Raw genomic sequence first — 17,613 nt, 5'->3', positions numbered from 1 at the left:
CGCCTAGACTGGCCCGCATGCTCTCGATCGATGACCTGCGCGGTCGCGTGCTCGACGCACGCGCGCTGCGCGACACGTTGCCCCGGGCCGAGCTCGACGTGGAGGCTGCTCTCGACGTCGTCCGTCCGATCTGCGACGACGTGCGTCATCGGGGGGCGCCGGCGCTGCTGGAGCTGGGGGAGCGCTTCGACGGGGTCCGGTCCCCGAGCCTGCGGGTCCCGGCCGACGTGCTCGCCGCGTCCGTCGAGCGGCTCGACCCCGACGTGCGCGCGGCCCTCGAGGTCGCGATCGAGCGGGCCCGTCGCGTGCACCGCGCCCAGCGGCGCCAGGACGTCACCACCCAGGTCGTCCCCGGCGGCACCGTCACCGAGCGCTGGGTGCCGGTCGAGCGGGTGGGCCTCTACGTCCCCGGCGGCCTGGCCGTCTATCCCTCCAGCGTGGTCATGAACGTCGTCCCCGCGCAGGAGGCCGGCGTCGGCTCCCTCGCGGTGACCAGCCCGCCCCAGCGCGAGAGCTCCGGGGTATTCGCGGGCTACCCGCACCCGACGATCCTCGCCGCGTGCGCCCTCCTCGGGGTGGACGAGGTGTATGCCGTGGGCGGGGCCCAGGCCGTCGCCATGTTCGCCTACGGCGTGGCCGCCGACGACGCCACCGGCACCCCGGCCATCGAGCCCGCCAACCTGGTCACCGGCCCGGGCAACGTCTACGTCGCGTCGGCCAAGCGCCTGCTGCAGGGGGTCATCGGCATCGACGCCGAGGCCGGCCCGACCGAGATCGCCGTGCTCGCCGACGACTCGGCCGACCCCGACCACGTGGCGGCCGACCTGATCAGCCAGGCCGAGCACGACCCGCTCGCGGGGTCCGTGCTGGTCACCGACTCCGAGGAACTGGCCCGGGCCGTCGTCGCGGCCGTGGAGCGGCGCGTCCCCGAGACCAAGCACGCCGAGCGGGTCCGCACCGCGCTGACCGGCACCCAGTCCGGCATCGTCCTCGTGGACGACCTGGACGAGGGGGTGCGCGTGGTCGACGCCTACGCCGCCGAGCACCTCGAGGTCCAGACGCGCGACGCCGCGGCGGTCGCCGCCCGCATCCGCAACGCCGGCGCGATCTTCGTCGGCCCCTACTCCCCGGTGAGCCTCGGCGACTACGCGGCCGGCTCCAACCACGTGCTGCCCACCGGAGGGTCCGCGGCCTACTCCAGCGGCCTGTCGGTCCAGTCCTTCCTGCGCGGGATCCACGTCGTCGACTACTCGGAGGCGGCGCTGCGCGACGTCGCCCGGCACGTGGTCACGCTCGCCCAGTCCGAGGACCTGCCCGGTCACGGGCAGGCGGTCACGGCTCGGTTCGGCGACGAGGTGCCCGCATGACCGACCGCACCCAGCGGGCGGCCGGAGCGATCGAGGAGCTGCTGCGCCCCGACCTGCGCGGTCGGACGGCCTACGGCGCGCCGCAGCTCGACGTCCCGGTCCAGCTCAACACCAACGAGTCCTCCTACCCCGTGCCGCAGGTCGTCGTGGACGCGGTGGCCGAGGCGGTCACCAAGGTCGTCCCCGACCTCAACCGCTACCCCGACCGCGAGTTCACCGCTCTGCGCGAGGCGCTCGCCGGCTACCTGACCCGGACCTCCGGGGTCGCGGTCGACGCCGCTCAGGTGTGGGCGGGCAACGGCTCCAACGAGGTGCTGCTGCACCTGGTGCAGGCCTTCGGCGGGCCGGACCGCCGGGCGCTGGGCTTCACGCCCGCCTACTCGATGCACCCGATCATCACCGAGACCACCGGCACGGCGTTCGTGCACGGGCGCCGCGGCGAGGGCTTCGACGACGTGGCGCACCGCTTCGACCTGTCCACCGCGTCGGCCGTGACGCAGGTCCGCGACGTCGACCCGCACCTGGTCTTCCTCTGCTCGCCCAACAACCCGACCGGCACCGCCCTCGACCTCGAGACGGTCGAGGCCGTCCATGACGCCGCCCCTCGCGCGGTGGTCATCGTCGACGAGGCGTATGCCGAGTTCGCCCGCCCCGGCACCCCGTCCGCCCTGACGCTGCTGGCCGGTCGCCCGCGACTCGTGGTCACCCGCACGATGAGCAAGGCCTTCGCGCTGGCCGGGGGGCGTCTCGGCTACCTGGCCGCCGACCCGGCGCTCGTCGACGCGCTGCGCCTGGTCCGCATGCCCTATCACCTGTCGTCCGTGACGCAGGCCGTCGCGCGGGCCGCCCTCGAGCACGCCGACCTGATGCTCGGCACCGTCGAGGCCATCAAGGAGCAGCGCGACCGGACGGTCGCCGAGCTGTCCGCGATGGGGTTCACCCCCGTGGCCAGCGACGCCAACTTCGTGTTCTTCGGCAACGTCGCGGACGCCCACGCCACCTGGCAGGCGCTGCTCGACCGGGGTGTCCTCGTCCGCGACGTGGGCATCCCGCACTACCTTCGGGTGACGGCGGGCACGCCGGCCGAGACCGATGCCTTCCTCGACGCCCTGCGCGAGCTCGCCCCGACCCACCGACTGGAGTCCTGATGACCGACCTGCAGGCACCGAGCACGACCCACCGCACCGCCACCGTCACGAGGGCGACCTCCGAGTCCCGCATCGAGCTCACCCTCGACCTCGACGGCACCGGTCGCGGCGACGTCTCGACCGGCGTCCGCTTCTACGACCACATGCTCGAGTCGCTCGCCAAGCACTCGCTGATGGACCTCACCGTCCGCGCCGAGGGCGACGTCGACGTCGACGCCCACCACACCGTCGAGGACGTCGCGATCTGCCTCGGCCAGGCGCTGCGCGAGGCGCTCGGCGACAAGCGCGGCATCTCGCGCTTCGGCGACGCCATGGTCCCGCTCGACGAGGCGCTCGCCCAGGCCGTCGTCGACGTCGCCGGGCGCGCGTTCGTCGTGCACGAGGGCGAGCCCGCCGGCCAGGAGTACGTCATCATCGGCGGCCAGTACGTCGGCTCGCTCACACGCCACGTCTTCGAGTCCGTCGCGCACAACGCCCAGATCGCCCTGCACGTGCGGGTGCTCTCCGGCCGCGACCCCCACCACGTCGTGGAGGCGCAGATCAAGGCCTTCGCCCGCGCCCTGCGGTTCGCCTGCCAGCCCGACCCCCGGGTCCAGGGCATCCCCAGCGCCAAGGGAGCCCTCTGACGGTCATGGAGCACGGGGTGCTCCTGGTCAGGGGCCGACGCGAACGCGTGATCCGGTGGGTGCGACGAGGCACCCTGCCGGTCTGTATCGTGCCCTCGGCCGGGCCCGGGCCCGCGCCCCGTCCACCCGCCAGGCACCAGGCCTCCGTCCAGCACCTGGCCTCCGGCCGGGGCTGGACCGCGCTGGTCGCGGCCGGGCCCAGCCGCGCCATGGCCCCCTACCGCGACGGCGTGGCCATGCTCGCCGCCCACCCCTTGCGCCACGACCTGCGTCCCGCCGTGGGGCTGTTCGTCGACGACGGCCGTGCCGTGGTCACCTGCTGGCCGGGGCGCTGGCGCGGGGGAGCGCGCTGGGTCGTGTGGACCCCGGGCGAGGGCCCGGGCCCCGTGCCCGGCTTCCCCCTGGCGCGCCCGACCGACCTCGCCCGGGCCGCGGGATTCGCCCGGGACCAGGGCGCGCCGGGCGCCATACAGGATGTCCTCGCCGACCCTGGTGGCACGGCCGAGGAGGTGCTGCTCGACCTGGCGGTCCTGCTGGGGCTCCCGCACGCCGAGCTGGTGCGCGGCACGTCCGCCGCCGACCTGCCGGGCGCCGAGCTGGTGACGCCCAAGGACGAGTCCGTCCGACGGTTCGACAAGGTGGTGTCCGACGAGCAGCGTCTGGACGCCGAGGTGGAGGAGGGTCTGTGACCGCACCCGAGGTGGTCGTGCTCGACTACGGCAGCGGCAACGTCCGCTCGGCCGTGCGTGCCCTGGAGCGGGTCGGCGCCCACGTTTCGCTGACCGCCGACGAGCGCAGCGTGCTGGACGCCGACGGGCTGTTCGTCCCCGGGGTGGGCAACTTCCACGCCTGCCTGCGCGGGCTTCGGGCGGTCGATGGTCACCGTCTCATCGACGTCCGCCTCTCGGGGTCCCGCCCGGTGCTCGGCATCTGCGTGGGGATGCAGGCGATGTTCGAGGGCTCCAGCGAGCCGTCCGTGCAGGGCGCCGTGCCCGGCCTGGACCAGTGGCCCGGCACCGTCGACCGGCTGCCGGCCGAGGTCGTGCCGCACATGGGCTGGTCCCGGGTCGAGGCGCCCGAGGCCACCGTCTTGTTCGACGGGGTCCAGGACGAGCGGTTCTACTTCGTCCACTCCTACGGCGTGCAGGACTGGACCCTCGACCCGCACGGCCCGTTCGAGGCGGTCGCCCCCCGCGTGACCTGGTCCGAGCACGGCGCGCGGTTCGTGGCCGCCGTCGAGAACGGCCCCCTGTCCGCGACCCAGTTCCACCCCGAGAAGTCCGGTGACGCCGGGATGCAGCTGCTCGCCAACTGGGTCGCGACCCTGCGCTGAGGTGGCCAGGCAGGATGGGGGTCATGGCATCTGCACCTGCATCTGCACCTACACCTGCACCTGCACCTGCATCCGTGGCGGTGGCCGGCGGCGGACCGGCCGGGATGGTCCTCGGCCTGCTCCTGGCGCGTGCGGGCGCCGAGGTGACCGTGCTCGAGAAGTACCCCGACTTCCTGCGCGACTTCCGCGGCGACACGGTCCACCCGCCGACCCTGCGGCTCCTCGACGACCTGGGCCTGGGGGACGCGTTCCGCCGGATCCCGGCGGGCCGGATGACGTCGATGCGCATGCGCATCGGGCGCCGCGACGTGACGATGGGCGACCTGGGCCGTATGCCGGGCCGGTACCGGCACCTCGCGATGGTGCCGCAGTGGGACCTGCTCTCGCTGCTGGCCGACGCCGCGCAGGCCGAGCCCACGTTCACCCTGCGCCTGTCGAGCGAGGTGACCGGTCTCACCCGGGACCCTGCCGGCACGGTGGACGGTCTCACCTACCGCGATGCCGAGGGGGAGCACCACCTGGCGACGGACCTGGTCGTCGGGTGCGACGGCCGCCGCTCCGCGGTGCGCGACGCCGCGGGCCTCGAGCTGGTGGAGTCCGACCTGCCGATGGACGTGTGGTGGTTGCGCGTCCCGATGGCTCCCGAGGACGAGGCCGACGCCGTGGTCGCCCGCTTCGTGGACGGGCACGTGGTCGTGTCCATGGCTCGCCACGACTACCACCAGGTCGCCTACCTCCTCGCCAAGGGGACGGACGCCGAGCGGCGGCGCGGCGACGTGGCAGACCTGCTGCGGGTCCTGGCTCACGAGTTCGGTTGGGCCGAGGACCAGCTCGCCGACATCCGGTCCTGGGACGACGTGAGGTTCCTCGACGCCCGGGCCGGCATGGTGCGTCGATGGTGGGCGCCGGGCGTGCTGTGCATCGGCGACGCGGCCCACCCCATGTCACCCGTGATGGGGGTCGGGATCAACCTCGCGGTCCAGGACGCCGTCGCCACGGCCCGCCTGCTCGTCCCGCCCCTGAGGAGCGGGACGCTCGGTGACCAGGACCTCGCTCGCGTCGAGAGGCGTCGCCGACGACCGACCCGCATCACCCGGGCCATGCAGGACAACGAGCACGAGCACCTGGTCCGTCCCGCCCTCGAGGGCCGCATCGACGACCGGCCCCTGCCGGCCTTCGTGCGCGCGATGCAGATCTCCCCGCGTCTCTCCGGCATCCTCACCTGGCTCCAGATGAGCGCCGTCGGTCATGAGCCCACCCCGTCCTGGGCCCGAGGAACATCTCGGGCAGGATGACGGCATGACCTATGACGTGACCGCCCTCCGCGCGCGCATCCCGGCCCTCGAGGAGGGCACGGCCTACTTCGACGGGCCCGGCGGCACGCAGACGCCGCGCGAGATCGGCGACGCGATCGCCGAGGCGCTGTGCGCGCCGCTGTCCAACCGCGGCACCGGCGCGGCGTCGCAGCGCAACGCCGAGCGGCACGTGGAGCAGTTCCGCGCCGCGGGCGCCGACCTGCTCGGCAGCGACCCGCGCGGCATCGTCCACGGGCGCAGCGCGACGGCCCTGACCTACGACCTCGCCCGCGCGCTCGCGGCGACCTGGCAGCCGGGCGACGAGGTCGTCGTCACGAGCCTCGACCATGACAGCAACGTCCGGCCCTGGATCCAGGCCGCCGAGCGCGTCGGCGCCGTCATACGGTGGTGGGAGCTCGACCCTGCCACGGGAGAGCTGCCCCTCGCCGCGCTCCGCGAGGTCGTGGGGGAGCGGACGCGCCTGGTGGCCATGACCGGCGCGTCCAACCTGCTCGGCACGATCCCCGACGTGGCCGGGGCCGCCGAGATCACCCACGACGCCGGCGCCCTTCTGCACATCGACGCCGTCCACCTCGCGGCGCACCGCCTGGTCGACCGCGAGGCCCTCGGCGCCGACTCGCTGGTGTGCTCTCCCTACAAGTTCCTCGGGCCGCACTGCGGCGTCCTCGCCGCCGACCCGGCGCTGCTGGACGAGCTGCACCCCGACAAGCTGCTCCCGTCGACCGACGCGGTCCCCGAGCGCTTCGAGCTGGGCACCCTCCCCTACGAGCTGCTGGCCGGGGTCACGGCCACGGTCGACCTGATCGCGGGGCTGGCACCCGGCGACGCCCCCACCCGGCGCGCCCGGCTCCGCGCCTCGTGGGAGGCGGTCCACGAGCACGAGCACCGCCTCCACCGCCTCCTCGAGGACAGCCTGGTCGAGCTGCCTCGCGTGCGTGTCCTGTCCCGCGCGCAGGAGCGCACACCCACGTCCTACCTCGTCGTCGACGGCGTGCCCGGCGACGAAATCAGCCGCGGCCTCCTCGAGCAGGGAGTCCTCGCGCCGGCCGGGCACTTCTACGCCTACGAGGCCTGGCGGCGGCTGGGCCTCGAGCCCGACGTCGGCGTGCGGGTGGGCCTGGCGCCATACACCTCGGACGAGGACGTCCACCGGCTCGTCGAGGCGCTGGGCGCCTTGGCGCGCTGAGCGCCACCGGCGGCTGCTGCCCACCCGGTGACCGCCCGCGGCGCCACGCCGGGCGAGCGCGATAGCGTCGGTCCCGTGACTGACGCACCCCGCCTCGAGCTCCTGCCCGCCGTCGACGTCGTGGACGGCCGGGCCGTCCAGCTGGTCCAGGGAGTGGCCGGCTCCGGGGGCGAGTTCGGCGATCCCTGGGAGGCCGCCAAGGCGTGGCAGGACCAGGGCGCCGAGTGGCTCCACCTCGTCGACCTGGACGCCGCCTTCGGGCGCGGGTCCAACCACGAGCTGCTGGCGGACATCGTCGGGCGGCTGGACCTCAAGGTCGAGCTCAGCGGCGGCATCCGCGACCAGGCGAGCCTCGAGCGGGCGCTCGCGACCGGCTGCCGGCGGGTCAACATCGGCACGGCCGCGCTCGAGGACCCCGAGTGGACGCGGCGCGCGATCGCCGAGGTCGGTGACCGGGTCGCGATCGGCCTCGACGTCCGCGGCACGACCTTGGCGGCCCGCGGCTGGACCAAGGACGGCGGCGACCTGTGGGAGACGCTGGCGCGCCTGGACGCCGAGGGCTGCGCGCGCTACGTCGTCACCGACGTCAACAAGGACGGCATGATGGCGGGCGCCAACGTCGACCTGCTGCGTCAGGTCTGCGCCGCGACCGACCGCCCCGTGGTCGCCTCCGGGGGCGTCTCCACCCTCGACGACATCGTGGCCATCCGGGGTCTCGTGGCCGAGGGGGTCGAGGGCGCGATCGTCGGGTCCGCGCTCTACAAGGGTGCGTTCACGCTCCCCGAGGCCCTCGACGCGGCCGGCCGGCCGAGCTGACGGCGATGAGCGACCGAGAGCGCGACCCACGGATCGAGCGCCGTATGACGGGCCACGACGCCTCCCACGGCCACGACACGGGCGGGGTGCCGTGGCACGGCCGCGAGCTGAGCGACAACCCGTTCAGCGGCGACCGGGGCGAGGTCGACCCGCGGCTCGCCGCGGCGCTGGACGGCGACGTGGACGACGAGTCCCTCATGAGCGCGGTGTCGGCGGCCCGGTTCTTCGTGCCCGTCGTCGCGGCGCCGGGCGAGGGGGCGGCCGTGGGCACCGACTCCGTGGCGGACATGGCCACCGTCGTCCTGACCAGCCCTGATGGCGAGCGGGCCCTGCCGGCGTTCACCGGCCTCGCGACCCTGGCCGCGTGGGACCCCTCGGCCCGACCCGTCCCTGTGACCGCCCAGACCCTCGGCCAGGCCGCCGTCCAGGAGCGCTGCGACCTGCTCGTGCTCGACCTGGGGTCGGACCAGCACCGTGTCCTGCGGCCGTCCATGGTCTACGCCCTCGCCCAAGGGCGGGCCTGGGTGCCGGCCGACCGCGACGTGGTGGTGCAGGAGTCGATCGACGGCGGTCGTCGGGTGGTGCTCGCCGAGGAGCGGCTGGCGGGTCTCGTCCAGGACGTCCGGGTCGGAGGGCTCACCCCCTCCGGCGAGCTGCGGGTCGACGTGGTCGTGCCGCGGGGGCTGGACCGCGAGACCCTGCACCTGGTGCTCGCCGAGGTGGGTCGACAGCTGTCCGAGGACGCCGAGCTGCGGACGCGCATCGACGGTTTGACGTTCTCGGTCGTGGCGGGTCCCGGATCCACCCAGGTTTCCCCGATAGGGTGAGCCCCAGGTGTGGGTGTCGCCACCCCATCACGCAGCGTAACCGCGATCGTGACGTCAGGAGCGGGGCTGCCGCACGCGGAGGAGCATCGATGACGCAGCATGACGCCGCACGGCCGGCCAACCCCCTCAAGGCCCGTCTGCTCGACGGCTCCGCCCTGTTGCGGACGATCCGCGAGGACAGACAGACCAACCTCGGGTGGCTCGAGCCCGGCTTCCACGCGCTGGCCGCCTACCGCCTCGGTCGGTGGGCCCTCGACTCCGACCACGAGCCGACCTGGAAGCGTCGCGGCGCCGAGCTGGCCTACACCGTCGGCCACCGCGTCTCGGTCAACGTCTACGGCATCGACATCCCGCGCACCGCCAGCATCGGCCGGCGCGTCATCGTCCAGGAGGCCGCCATCGGCATCCACCCGGGCTCGGTCATCGGCGACGACTGCGTGCTGCGCAAGGGCTGCACGATCGGGGGGACGACCGGCGGCGAGACCTTCGGCGACCAGGCTCCCGTCGTGGGCGACGGTGTCAGCATCGGCGTCAACGCGGTCGTGGCCGGCAAGATCACCGTGGGCGACCATGCCGCCATCGGGCCCAACGTCGCCGTCCTGCGCGACGTCCCGCCGGCCGCCACGGTGATCGCGCCCAAGCCGCGCGTCATCCAGGGGCTGTCGAGCAACGTCGAGCGCGTCGGGGCGTCCGGGGCCTGACCCGTCATGCCGTGGTGCGACGCACCACTCCGCCGACCGCCGTCGTCAGGGCGCGCAGCGCACCCAGCTCGGTGGCCGGCACCCGCCAGGGGTCTCCGCTCCAGGCCACGAGATCGGCGGGCGCTCCCGGGCGCAACGTCCCCGTGGGTGCCGCCAGACCGGCCGCCCGGGCCGGGGCGACGGTGAACCCGTGCACCGCCTGGTCGATCGTGAGTCTCTCGTGCGGCTCGAATCCCCCTGCGGGGTGGCCCGTCTCGGGCTCCTGACGGGTCACCGCTGCCTGGATCCCCGCCATCGGGCCGGGCTCCTCGACCGGCGCGTCGGACCCGAGCGCCACCAGGGCCCCGGCCCGCAGCAGGCTCGCCCAGGCATAGGACCGCAGGTCCCGGCCCGCCAGCAGCCGCTCCACGAGCCGGACGTCGCTGGTGCAGTGGGTCGGCTGCATGCTCGCGACCACGTCGAGGGCCGCGAGCCGTGCCACGTCGCCCGGTCGCAGGTGCTGGGTGTGCTCGACCCGGTGGCGCACGGCCGGCGGCCCCGCGAGGCGCCGGGCCTCGGCATACGCCGTCAGCACCCGATGGTTGGCCTCGTCGCCGATGGCGTGCGTGGCGACGCCGAGGCCGGCGCGCGTCGCCCGGACGACGACGTCCACGAGGTCGGGCACGCTGATGACCTCCATCCCGTGCCCGCCGCCCGGGAACGGCTCGCCCATGTGGCACGTGTGCGACCCGAGGGCACCGTCGCTGAACACCTTGACCGGCCCCGTGGACAGCCAGGCGTCCCCGTCGCCGGTGCGGCGGCCCTCGTCGATCGCCTGGTCCAGGGCGGTCAGCGGGACGGACTTGTGGACCCGGATCGCGAGCTCGCCTGCGGCTCGCAGGGTCTCGTATGCCGCCCTGGCGTCCTCGCCGTCGAAGCAGTGGACCCCGGTGAGGCCCACGGCGAGCAGGCGCTGCTGGGCCACCCGCAGCTGGTCGGTGAGGTCGCCGGAGTGGAGCGTCATGAGGTGCTCGCCGGCCAGGGTGGCGGACTCGCGCAGGATCCCCGTCGCCCGGCCCACGGCATCGCGCTCGATGGTGCCGCCGGGCGGGTCGGGGGTGTGGTCGTCGATCGAGAGCTGCTGCAGGGCAAGGGAGCTGACCCAGTGGGTGTGGCCGTCGATGGACGGCAGGATGGCCGGTCGGTCGGGGCAGACCCGGTCGAGGACGTCGCGGTCCGGCAGCCCCTCGGGCCAGTCGTTGGCGTCCCAGCGTCCACCGAAGAGCCACCGCCCGGGCTCGAGCCCCGCCACGAACCGCGCGATCTCGGCGAGCGCCTCCCGCTGGGTGGTGCAGCCCCGCAGGTCCACCGTGGTCAGGTCGCGCGCGTAGCCCGCCGTGTGGATGTGGGCGTCCACCAGACCCGGGGTCACCGTCGCGCCACCCAGCCCGATCGTGCTGGTGATGCCGGTGGTGTGGGCGCGCAGCTCGGCCACGTCTCCTGCGGCCAGGACGTGCTCGTCCTCGGTCAGCAGCGCGGTGGCCGTGGGCCGGTGGGGGTCGAGCGTCCGGAAGGTCCCGTCGATCCACAGGGTCCGCGTCATGACGCGAACGCCGCCGCCCCGACGGCCCAGGTCTGGTCGAGGGGCGACCCCGGCGGGAACCGGTCCTCGATCTCGAGGATCGCCATGCCGTGGCACCACGCCCACAGGGCCTGGGCGCGGGCCGGGTCGCCGCCGGGGGTGACGAGCCAGAACGGCGAGCCGGCCCACTCCTCGAGGCCGGCCGGCAGGGCGTCGCGGGCGAGCGGCTCCACCGTGGCGAGGCGATAGAGCTGGGGCTCGCGTCGCGCCAGGTCGCGATAGGCCGACGCGACCGACGCGACCGTGCGGTCCTGCGCCACGGCCTCGTGCAGCCGGGTGCCGGACTCGACCAGGGCATCGGTGAGCAGGGCGACCCGGATGTCGTCGAGCCCGGTCACGTGCTTGTAGAGCGACGGGGCCTTGATGCCGAGCCGATCGGCCACGGCGCGCGCCGTGACGCAGCCCCACCCCCCGGACGTCAGCAGCGCGCGGGCCGCCTGGACGATCTCGGCCTGGCGGGCCGTGCGGGCGGGCACGGGGGGTGGGGCAGGTGGCGTGGTCACGGGGTCGACGCTAGCGGCCGGCGCCGACGGACCCCCGGACCGCCTCCACCCGGCGTGCCAGCGCGGCGTTGACCGCGGCGAACTCCTCGTCCATCCCGGCCAGCAGACCGGACGCGAACGGCACGATCACGCCGGTGAACTCCTCGCGCTGGGTGAGGCGGGTGACTCCGGGGTGGATCTCCTCCAGGACGAAGGAGTGCTCCCCGTCCGCCACCCGCGGCAGGTAGGTCCGGCCCACCCACCGCAGCTCGCGCCCGGGACGCACGGCCAGGACCTCGGGCGTGAAGGTCATGGTGCCGTCCCCGAGGCCGACGGTGTTGGTGACGGTCCCACCCACCTCGAGACGGCCCTCGCTGCGGGTGATCGAGGGGTTCCACTCCGGGTAGCGGTCGTTGTCGACGAGCACCTGCCACACCTCGGCCGGCGTGGCCCGGATCTCGCTGGTGGCCTCGATGACGTGCGGGCTGCGACGCGACCAGAGGTAGGACCCGACGGCGACGAGCGCGACGACGAGCACGACTGAACCGGTCACGGTGACGATCGTACGGACGGACATGGAGCTTTCCTCGACCCAGGGGCTAACGGCGTTAGCCACGGCACCGACGCTAACGGCGTTAGCCTCAGCGGTCAACCCCCTCACCGCACTGGCATGCTGGCGTCATGACCACCGACGTGACGGGCCGGCGCTTCTCCGGCGAGGACTGGTACGCCCGCGAGCTCGTGGGGGAGCGCTTCGTCGACTGCGAGCTGGTGGACGTCGACCTGGCCGAGGCGACCATCACGGACTGTGCGTTCGAGGGGACCCGGTTCCGCAACGTCAGGCTCAACGCCGCCAGGCTCGAGCGCACCCGGCTCACCGGCTGCACGTTCGAGCGGACCTCCTTCTTCGACGCGACCCTGGTCGGCTGCAAGCTCACCGGCTCCGAGCTGGTCGGCTGCACCCTGCTGCCCCTCACCGTCGACGGCGGGGACTGGTCCTACGTCTCCCTGCGGCAGGCCGACCTGCGGCGCGTCGAGCTCACCGGGCTCAACCTCGAGGAGGTCGACCTCACCGAGGCCGACCTGACGGGTGCCTCGCTCCACTCCTGCCGTATGGCGCGAGCCTCGCTCCGGGGATCCCTCCTGCGAGGCGCCTCCCTCGTCGGGAGCGACCTGTCCGGGGTGCAGCTCGCCGAGGTCGACCTGCGCGGCGTCACGATCGACCTGGCGCAGGCCGCCCTCGTCGCGGAGTCGCTCGGCGCCACGGTCGTCTGAGCGGCTAGCGCAGGCGACGCGCCGCGTGCTGCAGGCCCTGCCGCACGCGTTCGAGGTCGGCGGGCGTGGCGCGGTCGATGGGGATGGTGGCGCACAGTGCCACGCGCTCGCGCCAGCTGCGCCCGGGCAGCGGGATCGACACGCCGCCGAGGCCGACCTCGGTCTGCTGCTGGTTGGTGGCGTAGCCCTGCTCGCGGATCGTCCGGATGTCCGCCATGAGCTGCTCGCGGCTGATGACCGTCCACGGAGTGACCCGGCCCAGGCGCTCGTCGGGATAGAGCCGCAGCACCTGCTCGTCGGTGAACTGCGAGAGCAGCAGCTTGCCGGCCGAGATCGCGTGGGCCGGCCGGAGGTAGCCCGGCCGCAGGCTGGCCCGCACGGCCCGGTCGGGCTCCTGGCCGTCGAAGAAGAGCACCTGGGTGCCGATCAGCGCCGCCACGTGCACGGTCTCGGCGGTCAGCGAGACCGCCTCCTCGATGACGGGTCGCAGCCGGGCCCGGTCCGCCTGGTCCAGCCCGCGGGGACGGCTCAGCTCGACGAGCGCCGGGCCGGGGTAGTAGCCGCGCCCACCGGGCCCGAGCATGACGATGTCGCGGTTCCTCAGGGTGTTGAGGATGCGGTACGATGTCGCCCTCGAGCAGCCCAGCTCGCGCGCGACGAGCGTCACGGTGAGGACGTCGTGGGTCGTGAAGAGGGTCATCGCCCGCAGCCCGGCGTCCAGGGACGACAGGGACTGCCCATAGCTCGTGCTCATCTGCCACCCCTTCGTGGCCGTCCTGCCGACCCTCGGCGCTGTCTCGCCCTGCGAGTCAGTCGGCGGGTTCACACCGTACGTCGTCCGACTTCGTCTCGCATGCGGAGTTGTCCGGTGTCGCGGTCTTACGGCGGGTGGACGCCCCGGGCGTTACTGGTGCGCAGAGCGATCCGTGCCAGCCCCGCACGACGCGCCCCCCTCACGACCGAGCCAACGGAGGCCACGGATGAGCACCATCCCCGACCGGGCGGCATCCCCCCAGTCAGCAGAGCCCGCAGAGCCCGCAGAGCCCGCAGAGCCCGCAGAGATCACTGACCACCTCCTGCAGGACACGCACCTGCCGGGGTCCTCGGCGACCCGGACCGTCAAGCAGATGGCCGAGACCTACTGGATCCTCGCGCTGTCCTGCGCCGCCCTGATCTTCGACGGCTACGACATCGTCGTCTACGGCACGATCGTGTCCCGGCTGCTCAAGGACCCCAGCCAGCTCGGCAGCCTGAACGCGGCCCAGGCGGGCACCATCGGCTCCTACGCCCTGATCGGCGTCATGATCGGCGCGCTCGCGGCCGGTGCGGTCGGCGACCACATCGGCCGCCGCAAGATCGTCCTCGGGTCCATCGCGTGGTTCTCCATCGGCATGGCCCTCACCGCGGTGTCCATGAACCTCACCTACTTCGGCGCCATGCGGCTCCTGACGGGGATCGGGCTGGGCGCGCTGCTGGCCACCCTGGGCGCGGTCGTCGCCGAGTTCGCGCCGATCGACAAGAAGAACCTCTTCAACGCCCTCGTCTACTCCGGCATCCCGGCCGGCGGCGTCCTGGCCTCGATCATCGCCCTGGTGGCGCTGCCGATCGTCGGCTGGCGCGGGCTGTTCTGGATCGGCGCCCTGCCTCTGGTGATCCTGCTGCCGTTCGCGTGGAAGAAGATCCCCGAGTCGCCGAAGTGGCTCGAGGCCAAGGGTCGTCACGAGGAGGCGCAGCGGGTCGCCGAGCGCACCGGGGTGGCCCTGGACGGGGCGCCTGCCCGCTCGTCCAGCGCGACCGGCACGACCGGCTCGACCGGCTCGATCGAGTCCGCCCCCGTCGCGCCCCAGGCCGTCGAGCGGGTCGGCTTCCGCGGGCTGTTCACCGGCAGCTATCTCGTGCCCACGATCCTGCTCGGGTTCATGTCCTTCTCGGGGCTGCTGCTGACCTACGGCCTCAACACCTGGCTCCCGCGGATCATGGAGTCCTACGGCTTCAACGCGACCTACTCCTTGACCTTCCTCCTGCTGCTCAACACCGGAGCGGTCATCGGTGGCCTGGTCATCGCGGCCCTGGCCGGCCCGACCGCGACGGCCGCCACCGCGTTCTACGTGTTCGCCGGGGTCGCGGTGTTCGGCGCCCTGGTCTGCGCCCTGGTCCCCAAGCACGACTGACCGCCCGTATGCCGAGGCGCCCGACCCCACGCGGGGTCGGGCGCCTCGCGCGCACGGGGTGCCTCGGGTCCGTCGCGACGACCGTCCTCAGGCCTCGACCGGCCGCCCGCTGACCTCCGAGCCCGGGTCCTGGGCTACCCAGTCGCGTACCTCGGGCATGTCCTGCAGGTGCTCGCGGATGTACTCCTCGTGCCGGTCCAGCTGCGCCTCGCACCAGGCCTTGAGCTCGGCGGAGCCGCGCGGGTGCCGCTGGGAGTTGTTGAGCGCGTCCATCACGAGGTGGTAGCGCGACGCCTGGTTGCGCACGACCATGTCGAACGGCGTGGTGGTCGTGCCCTGCTCGATGAACCCGCGCACGTGGAACCGGTCGGCGTCGTTGCGGCCGTGCACGAGCTGGTGGATGGCCCCCGGGTAGCCGTGGAAGCTGAAGACCACGTCCTGCCAGGTGGTGAACAGCTCCTCGAAGAACATGTCCGACATCCCGTTGGGGTGGTCCTTGCGCCGCGCCAGCGTCATGAGGTTGACGACGTTGACGACGCGCACCGACAGCTCGGGCAGCCGCTCGCGCAGGATCTGCGCGGCGGCGACCGTCTCCATGGTGACGACGTCGCCGGCGCAGGCGAGCACGACGTCCGGCTCCTCGCGCGAGTCGAGCTCGTTGCCCGCCCAGTCCCAGATCGAGGCGCCGCGCTCGCAGTGCTCCCGGGCCTCGTCGAGGGTGAGGTACTGCAGCTGCGGCTGCTTGTCCTGCACGATCAGGTTGACGTGCGACCGCGAGCGGAAGCAGTGGTCGGAGACGGCGAGCAGGGTGTTGGCGTCGGCGGGCAGATAGATCCGGGCGACGTCCCCGCGCATCTGCAGGACGTTCTGGATCAGGCCGGGACCCTGGTGGCTGAAGCCGTTGTGGTCGTTGCGCCACGCGGTCGAGCTCAGCAGGATGTTGAGGCTGGGGATGTCGGCACGCCAGTCCAGGTGGTGCGCCTCCTCGAGCCACTTGCAGTGCTGGATGGTCTGCGACGCGCTGACCATCGCGAACGCCTCGTAGGTCGCGAACAGCCCGTGCCGCCCGGTGAGCGTGTAGCCCTCCAGCCACCCGTGGCAGTTGTGCTCGGACAGCACCTCCATCACGCGCCCGTCGGCCGAGAGCTTCACGTCGTCCTCGGTGACCCGCTCCATCGTCATCCGGTCCGAGACGTCGAAGACGGCGCCGATCCGGTTGCTGTTGGTCTCGTCGGGGCAGAACAGCCGGAACGTGCTGGGGTTGCGCTCGTAGAGCGCCTTCATCAGCTCGCCGAGGACCCGCGTCGACTCGTGCCGCACGATCGCGGGCGCGGGCACGTCGATCTCGAAGTCGCGCACGTCAGGCAGGTCCAGGTCCTGCGTGAGCAGTCCCCCGTTGGCGTGGGGGCTCGCGCTCATCCGCAGCAGCCCCGCGGGGTTGTTGCGCGTCACCAGCTCCGTGGGCGCCCCGGCCTCGTCGAAGAGCTCCTCGGGGCGATAGCTGCGCAGCCACTCCTCGAGCAGCCGCAGGTGGTCCGGGTCGTCCTTGACCCCGGACAGCGGCACCTGGTGGGCCCGCCAGGTGCCCTCGATCAGCGTGCCGTCGACCTCGTGCGGCCCGGTCCAGCCCTTGGGGGAGCGCAGGACGATCATGGGCCAGCGCGGCCTGGTCGTCGGCGGCTCTCCCACGCGCGCCCGGTCCTGGATGTCCCTGATCAGGCCGTATGCCGTCGCCAACGTCTCGGCGAACCGCTGGTGCATGCCGGGGAGGTCGTCACCCTCGACCTCCAGGACCTCGTAGCCGTGCCCACGGAAGAGCTGCCGGACCTCCTCCGGGTCCTTGCGGGCGAGCACGGTCGGGCCGGCGATCTTGGCGCCGTTGAGGTGCAGGACCGGCAGCACGGCGCCGTCCCGGGCGGGGTTGAGGAAGGAGATGCCCTTCCACGAGCCCTCGAGCGGACCGGTCTCGGCCTCGCCGTCACCGACGACCGTCAGCGCCACCAGGTCCGGGTTGTCCATGACCGCGCCGAACGCGTGGATGAGGGCGTAGCCGAGCTCTCCACCCTCGTGGATCGAGCCCGGCGTCGTCACGGAGGCGTGCGAGGGGATGCCGCCGGGAGCGGAGAACTGCCGGAAGAACCGCCGCAGCCCGTCGACGTCCTGCGTGATGTCCGGGAAGGTCTCGGTGTACTCGCCCTCGAGGTAGGCGGCGCCCACGAGCGCGGGACCACCGTGGCCGGGGCCGGCGAGGTAGATCATCTGCTGGCCGGTGTGCCGCACGAGCCGGGACGCATGGGCGTAGACGAACGCGAGCCCGGGGGAGGTGCCCCAGTGACCGAGGAGCCGCGGCTTGATGTGCTCGGGGGAGAGCGGCTCCCGCAGCAGGGGATTGGCCTGGAGGTAGATCTGGCCCACCGTGAGGTAGTTGTCGGCCCGCCACCAGGCGTCGAGGGAGGCGAGCTCGGTCTCGTCCGGGTGGGCGAGCCGGTCGCGGACCTCGTCCGTCAGCGGGGCGGCGGTGGTGAGCTCGGGCCGTGGTGTCTGGGCCGGCTGTGCTTCGTGGGTCGGCTGGGTCGGCATCGTCTCTTCGTCCTCCTCGTATCGACTCCTCCCACCCTCCGTCCGCGCGCGGGAGGTGAGCAAGGCGAGACGCCCGCCGATACGTGATGTTCACGTCCCCGGCCACCTCGGCAGCACTCACAGCGCGCGATTAGGGTCAGTGCGGCCCACCTGGTAGCCTTGAT

The 17,613-nt window shown here is 73.3% G+C and carries 17 protein-coding genes; 12 read left to right on the top strand and 5 right to left on the bottom strand.

Going from position 1 to position 17,613, the window contains the following annotated elements:
* Nucleotides 1–17: 17 nt before the first annotated feature.
* From hisD to K313_RS0109515, 10 genes are all read left to right on the top strand, one after another.
* Nucleotides 18–1,367, top strand: coding sequence for a histidinol dehydrogenase (hisD, locus tag K313_RS0109560; protein WP_029211426.1), 1,350 nt, complete (start codon nucleotides 18–20; stop codon nucleotides 1,365–1,367).
* Nucleotides 1,364–2,515, top strand: a complete 1,152-nt coding sequence (locus K313_RS0109555; RefSeq protein WP_029211425.1) for a histidinol-phosphate transaminase — start codon at nucleotides 1,364–1,366, stop codon at nucleotides 2,513–2,515. The genes hisD and K313_RS0109555 overlap by 4 nt, the downstream gene beginning before the upstream one ends.
* Nucleotides 2,515–3,141: an imidazoleglycerol-phosphate dehydratase HisB gene (gene hisB / locus K313_RS0109550; protein WP_034252614.1), complete on the top strand. Its 627-nt coding sequence runs from the start codon at nucleotides 2,515–2,517 to the stop codon at nucleotides 3,139–3,141. The genes K313_RS0109555 and hisB overlap by 1 nt, the downstream gene beginning before the upstream one ends.
* An 89-nt stretch (nucleotides 3,142–3,230) precedes the next feature.
* The gene (locus K313_RS0109545; protein WP_156911275.1) at nucleotides 3,231–3,830 is read left to right on the top strand and encodes a hypothetical protein; all 600 of its coding nucleotides are present in this window, start codon (nucleotides 3,231–3,233) and stop codon (nucleotides 3,828–3,830) included.
* Nucleotides 3,827–4,474 carry an imidazole glycerol phosphate synthase subunit HisH gene (hisH, locus tag K313_RS0109540; RefSeq protein WP_029211422.1) on the top strand — a complete coding sequence of 216 codons (648 nt, stop codon included), beginning with the start codon at nucleotides 3,827–3,829 and terminating at the stop codon, nucleotides 4,472–4,474. Before K313_RS0109545 ends, hisH begins: the two co-directional genes overlap by 4 nt.
* 23 nt (nucleotides 4,475–4,497) lie before the next feature.
* The gene (locus K313_RS0109535; RefSeq protein ID WP_084412676.1) at nucleotides 4,498–5,769 is read left to right on the top strand and encodes an FAD-dependent oxidoreductase; all 1,272 of its coding nucleotides are present in this window, start codon (nucleotides 4,498–4,500) and stop codon (nucleotides 5,767–5,769) included.
* A gap of 4 nt (nucleotides 5,770–5,773) precedes the next feature.
* Nucleotides 5,774–6,976 (top strand): cysteine desulfurase-like protein, encoded by a 1,203-nt coding sequence (locus K313_RS0109530; protein WP_029211420.1) that lies wholly within the window; start codon nucleotides 5,774–5,776, stop codon nucleotides 6,974–6,976.
* A gap of 75 nt (nucleotides 6,977–7,051) precedes the next feature.
* On the top strand, nucleotides 7,052–7,792 hold the full coding sequence (priA, locus tag K313_RS0109525) for a bifunctional 1-(5-phosphoribosyl)-5-((5-phosphoribosylamino)methylideneamino)imidazole-4-carboxamide isomerase/phosphoribosylanthranilate isomerase PriA (RefSeq protein WP_029211419.1): 741 nt from the start codon (nucleotides 7,052–7,054) through the stop codon (nucleotides 7,790–7,792).
* 5 nt (nucleotides 7,793–7,797) lie between these two features.
* Nucleotides 7,798–8,619, top strand: coding sequence for an SseB family protein (locus K313_RS0109520; RefSeq protein WP_084412661.1), 822 nt, complete (start codon nucleotides 7,798–7,800; stop codon nucleotides 8,617–8,619).
* A gap of 89 nt (nucleotides 8,620–8,708) precedes the next feature.
* Nucleotides 8,709–9,320 (top strand): serine O-acetyltransferase, encoded by a 612-nt coding sequence (locus K313_RS0109515; protein WP_029211417.1) that lies wholly within the window; start codon nucleotides 8,709–8,711, stop codon nucleotides 9,318–9,320.
* Between the two features lie 4 nt (nucleotides 9,321–9,324).
* Here K313_RS0109515 and K313_RS0109510 read toward each other — a convergent pair whose 3' ends face one another.
* From K313_RS0109510 to K313_RS0109500, 3 genes are read right to left on the bottom strand one after another with little or no spacing between them, the layout of a single operon-like run.
* Nucleotides 9,325–10,902: an amidohydrolase gene (locus tag K313_RS0109510; protein ID WP_029211416.1), complete on the bottom strand. Its 1,578-nt coding sequence runs from the start codon at nucleotides 10,900–10,902 to the stop codon at nucleotides 9,325–9,327.
* Nucleotides 10,899–11,444, bottom strand: coding sequence for a TetR/AcrR family transcriptional regulator (locus K313_RS0109505; RefSeq protein WP_034252611.1), 546 nt, complete (start codon nucleotides 11,442–11,444; stop codon nucleotides 10,899–10,901). Before K313_RS0109505 ends, K313_RS0109510 begins: the two co-directional genes overlap by 4 nt.
* Nucleotides 11,445–11,454: 10 nt before the next feature.
* Entirely contained in the window at nucleotides 11,455–12,000 is a 546-nt protein-coding gene (locus tag K313_RS0109500; RefSeq protein ID WP_029211415.1) for an SRPBCC domain-containing protein, read from the bottom strand.
* Between the two features lie 104 nt (nucleotides 12,001–12,104).
* Here K313_RS0109500 and K313_RS0109495 point away from each other — a divergent pair, with 104 nt between their 5' ends.
* Nucleotides 12,105–12,698: a pentapeptide repeat-containing protein gene (locus K313_RS0109495; protein ID WP_029211414.1), complete on the top strand. Its 594-nt coding sequence runs from the start codon at nucleotides 12,105–12,107 to the stop codon at nucleotides 12,696–12,698.
* A gap of 4 nt (nucleotides 12,699–12,702) precedes the next feature.
* Here K313_RS0109495 and K313_RS0109490 read toward each other — a convergent pair whose 3' ends face one another.
* Nucleotides 12,703–13,452 carry an IclR family transcriptional regulator gene (locus K313_RS0109490; protein WP_029211413.1) on the bottom strand — a complete coding sequence of 250 codons (750 nt, stop codon included), beginning with the start codon at nucleotides 13,450–13,452 and terminating at the stop codon, nucleotides 12,703–12,705.
* Nucleotides 13,453–13,678: 226 nt separating this feature from the next.
* Between K313_RS0109490 and K313_RS20670 the strand changes: the two genes are divergently transcribed.
* Nucleotides 13,679–14,869: an MFS transporter gene (locus K313_RS20670; protein ID WP_029211412.1), complete on the top strand. Its 1,191-nt coding sequence runs from the start codon at nucleotides 13,679–13,681 to the stop codon at nucleotides 14,867–14,869.
* A gap of 87 nt (nucleotides 14,870–14,956) precedes the next feature.
* On the opposite strand, the gene K313_RS0109480 is transcribed toward K313_RS20670, so the two are convergent.
* Nucleotides 14,957–17,449, bottom strand: a complete 2,493-nt coding sequence (locus tag K313_RS0109480) for a phosphoketolase family protein (protein WP_029211411.1) — start codon at nucleotides 17,447–17,449, stop codon at nucleotides 14,957–14,959.
* Nucleotides 17,450–17,613: the final 164 nt, after the last annotated feature.

This window comes from Arsenicicoccus bolidensis DSM 15745 (genome assembly GCF_000426385.1).
Taxonomy (GTDB): domain Bacteria; phylum Actinomycetota; class Actinomycetes; order Actinomycetales; family Dermatophilaceae; genus Arsenicicoccus; species Arsenicicoccus bolidensis.
Note: the sequence above shows the minus strand (reverse complement) of the source record. Positions and strands in the feature narration are given on the sequence as shown.

Bases quoted from the DNA above. Each gene is read 5' to 3' on its own strand.
- K313_RS0109490 (WP_029211413.1), bottom strand. From the start codon at position 13,452: ATGAGCACGAGCTATGGGCAGTCCCTGTCGTCCCTGGACGCCGGGCTG.
- K313_RS0109520 (WP_084412661.1), top strand. From the start codon at position 7,798: ATGAGCGACCGAGAGCGCGACCCACGGATCGAGCGCCGTATGACGGGC.
- K313_RS20670 (WP_029211412.1), top strand. From the start codon at position 13,679: ATGAGCACCATCCCCGACCGGGCGGCATCCCCCCAGTCAGCAGAGCCC.
- K313_RS0109555 (WP_029211425.1), top strand. From the start codon at position 1,364: ATGACCGACCGCACCCAGCGGGCGGCCGGAGCGATCGAGGAGCTGCTG.
- K313_RS0109535 (WP_084412676.1), top strand. From the start codon at position 4,498: ATGGCATCTGCACCTGCATCTGCACCTACACCTGCACCTGCACCTGCA.
- K313_RS0109495 (WP_029211414.1), top strand. From the start codon at position 12,105: ATGACCACCGACGTGACGGGCCGGCGCTTCTCCGGCGAGGACTGGTAC.
- K313_RS0109480 (WP_029211411.1), bottom strand. From the start codon at position 17,449: ATGCCGACCCAGCCGACCCACGAAGCACAGCCGGCCCAGACACCACGG.
- hisD (WP_029211426.1), top strand. From the start codon at position 18: ATGCTCTCGATCGATGACCTGCGCGGTCGCGTGCTCGACGCACGCGCG.
- K313_RS0109515 (WP_029211417.1), top strand. From the start codon at position 8,709: ATGACGCAGCATGACGCCGCACGGCCGGCCAACCCCCTCAAGGCCCGT.
- K313_RS0109530 (WP_029211420.1), top strand. From the start codon at position 5,774: ATGACCTATGACGTGACCGCCCTCCGCGCGCGCATCCCGGCCCTCGAG.
- K313_RS0109500 (WP_029211415.1), bottom strand. From the start codon at position 12,000: ATGTCCGTCCGTACGATCGTCACCGTGACCGGTTCAGTCGTGCTCGTC.
- K313_RS0109510 (WP_029211416.1), bottom strand. From the start codon at position 10,902: ATGACGCGGACCCTGTGGATCGACGGGACCTTCCGGACGCTCGACCCC.
- hisB (WP_034252614.1), top strand. From the start codon at position 2,515: ATGACCGACCTGCAGGCACCGAGCACGACCCACCGCACCGCCACCGTC.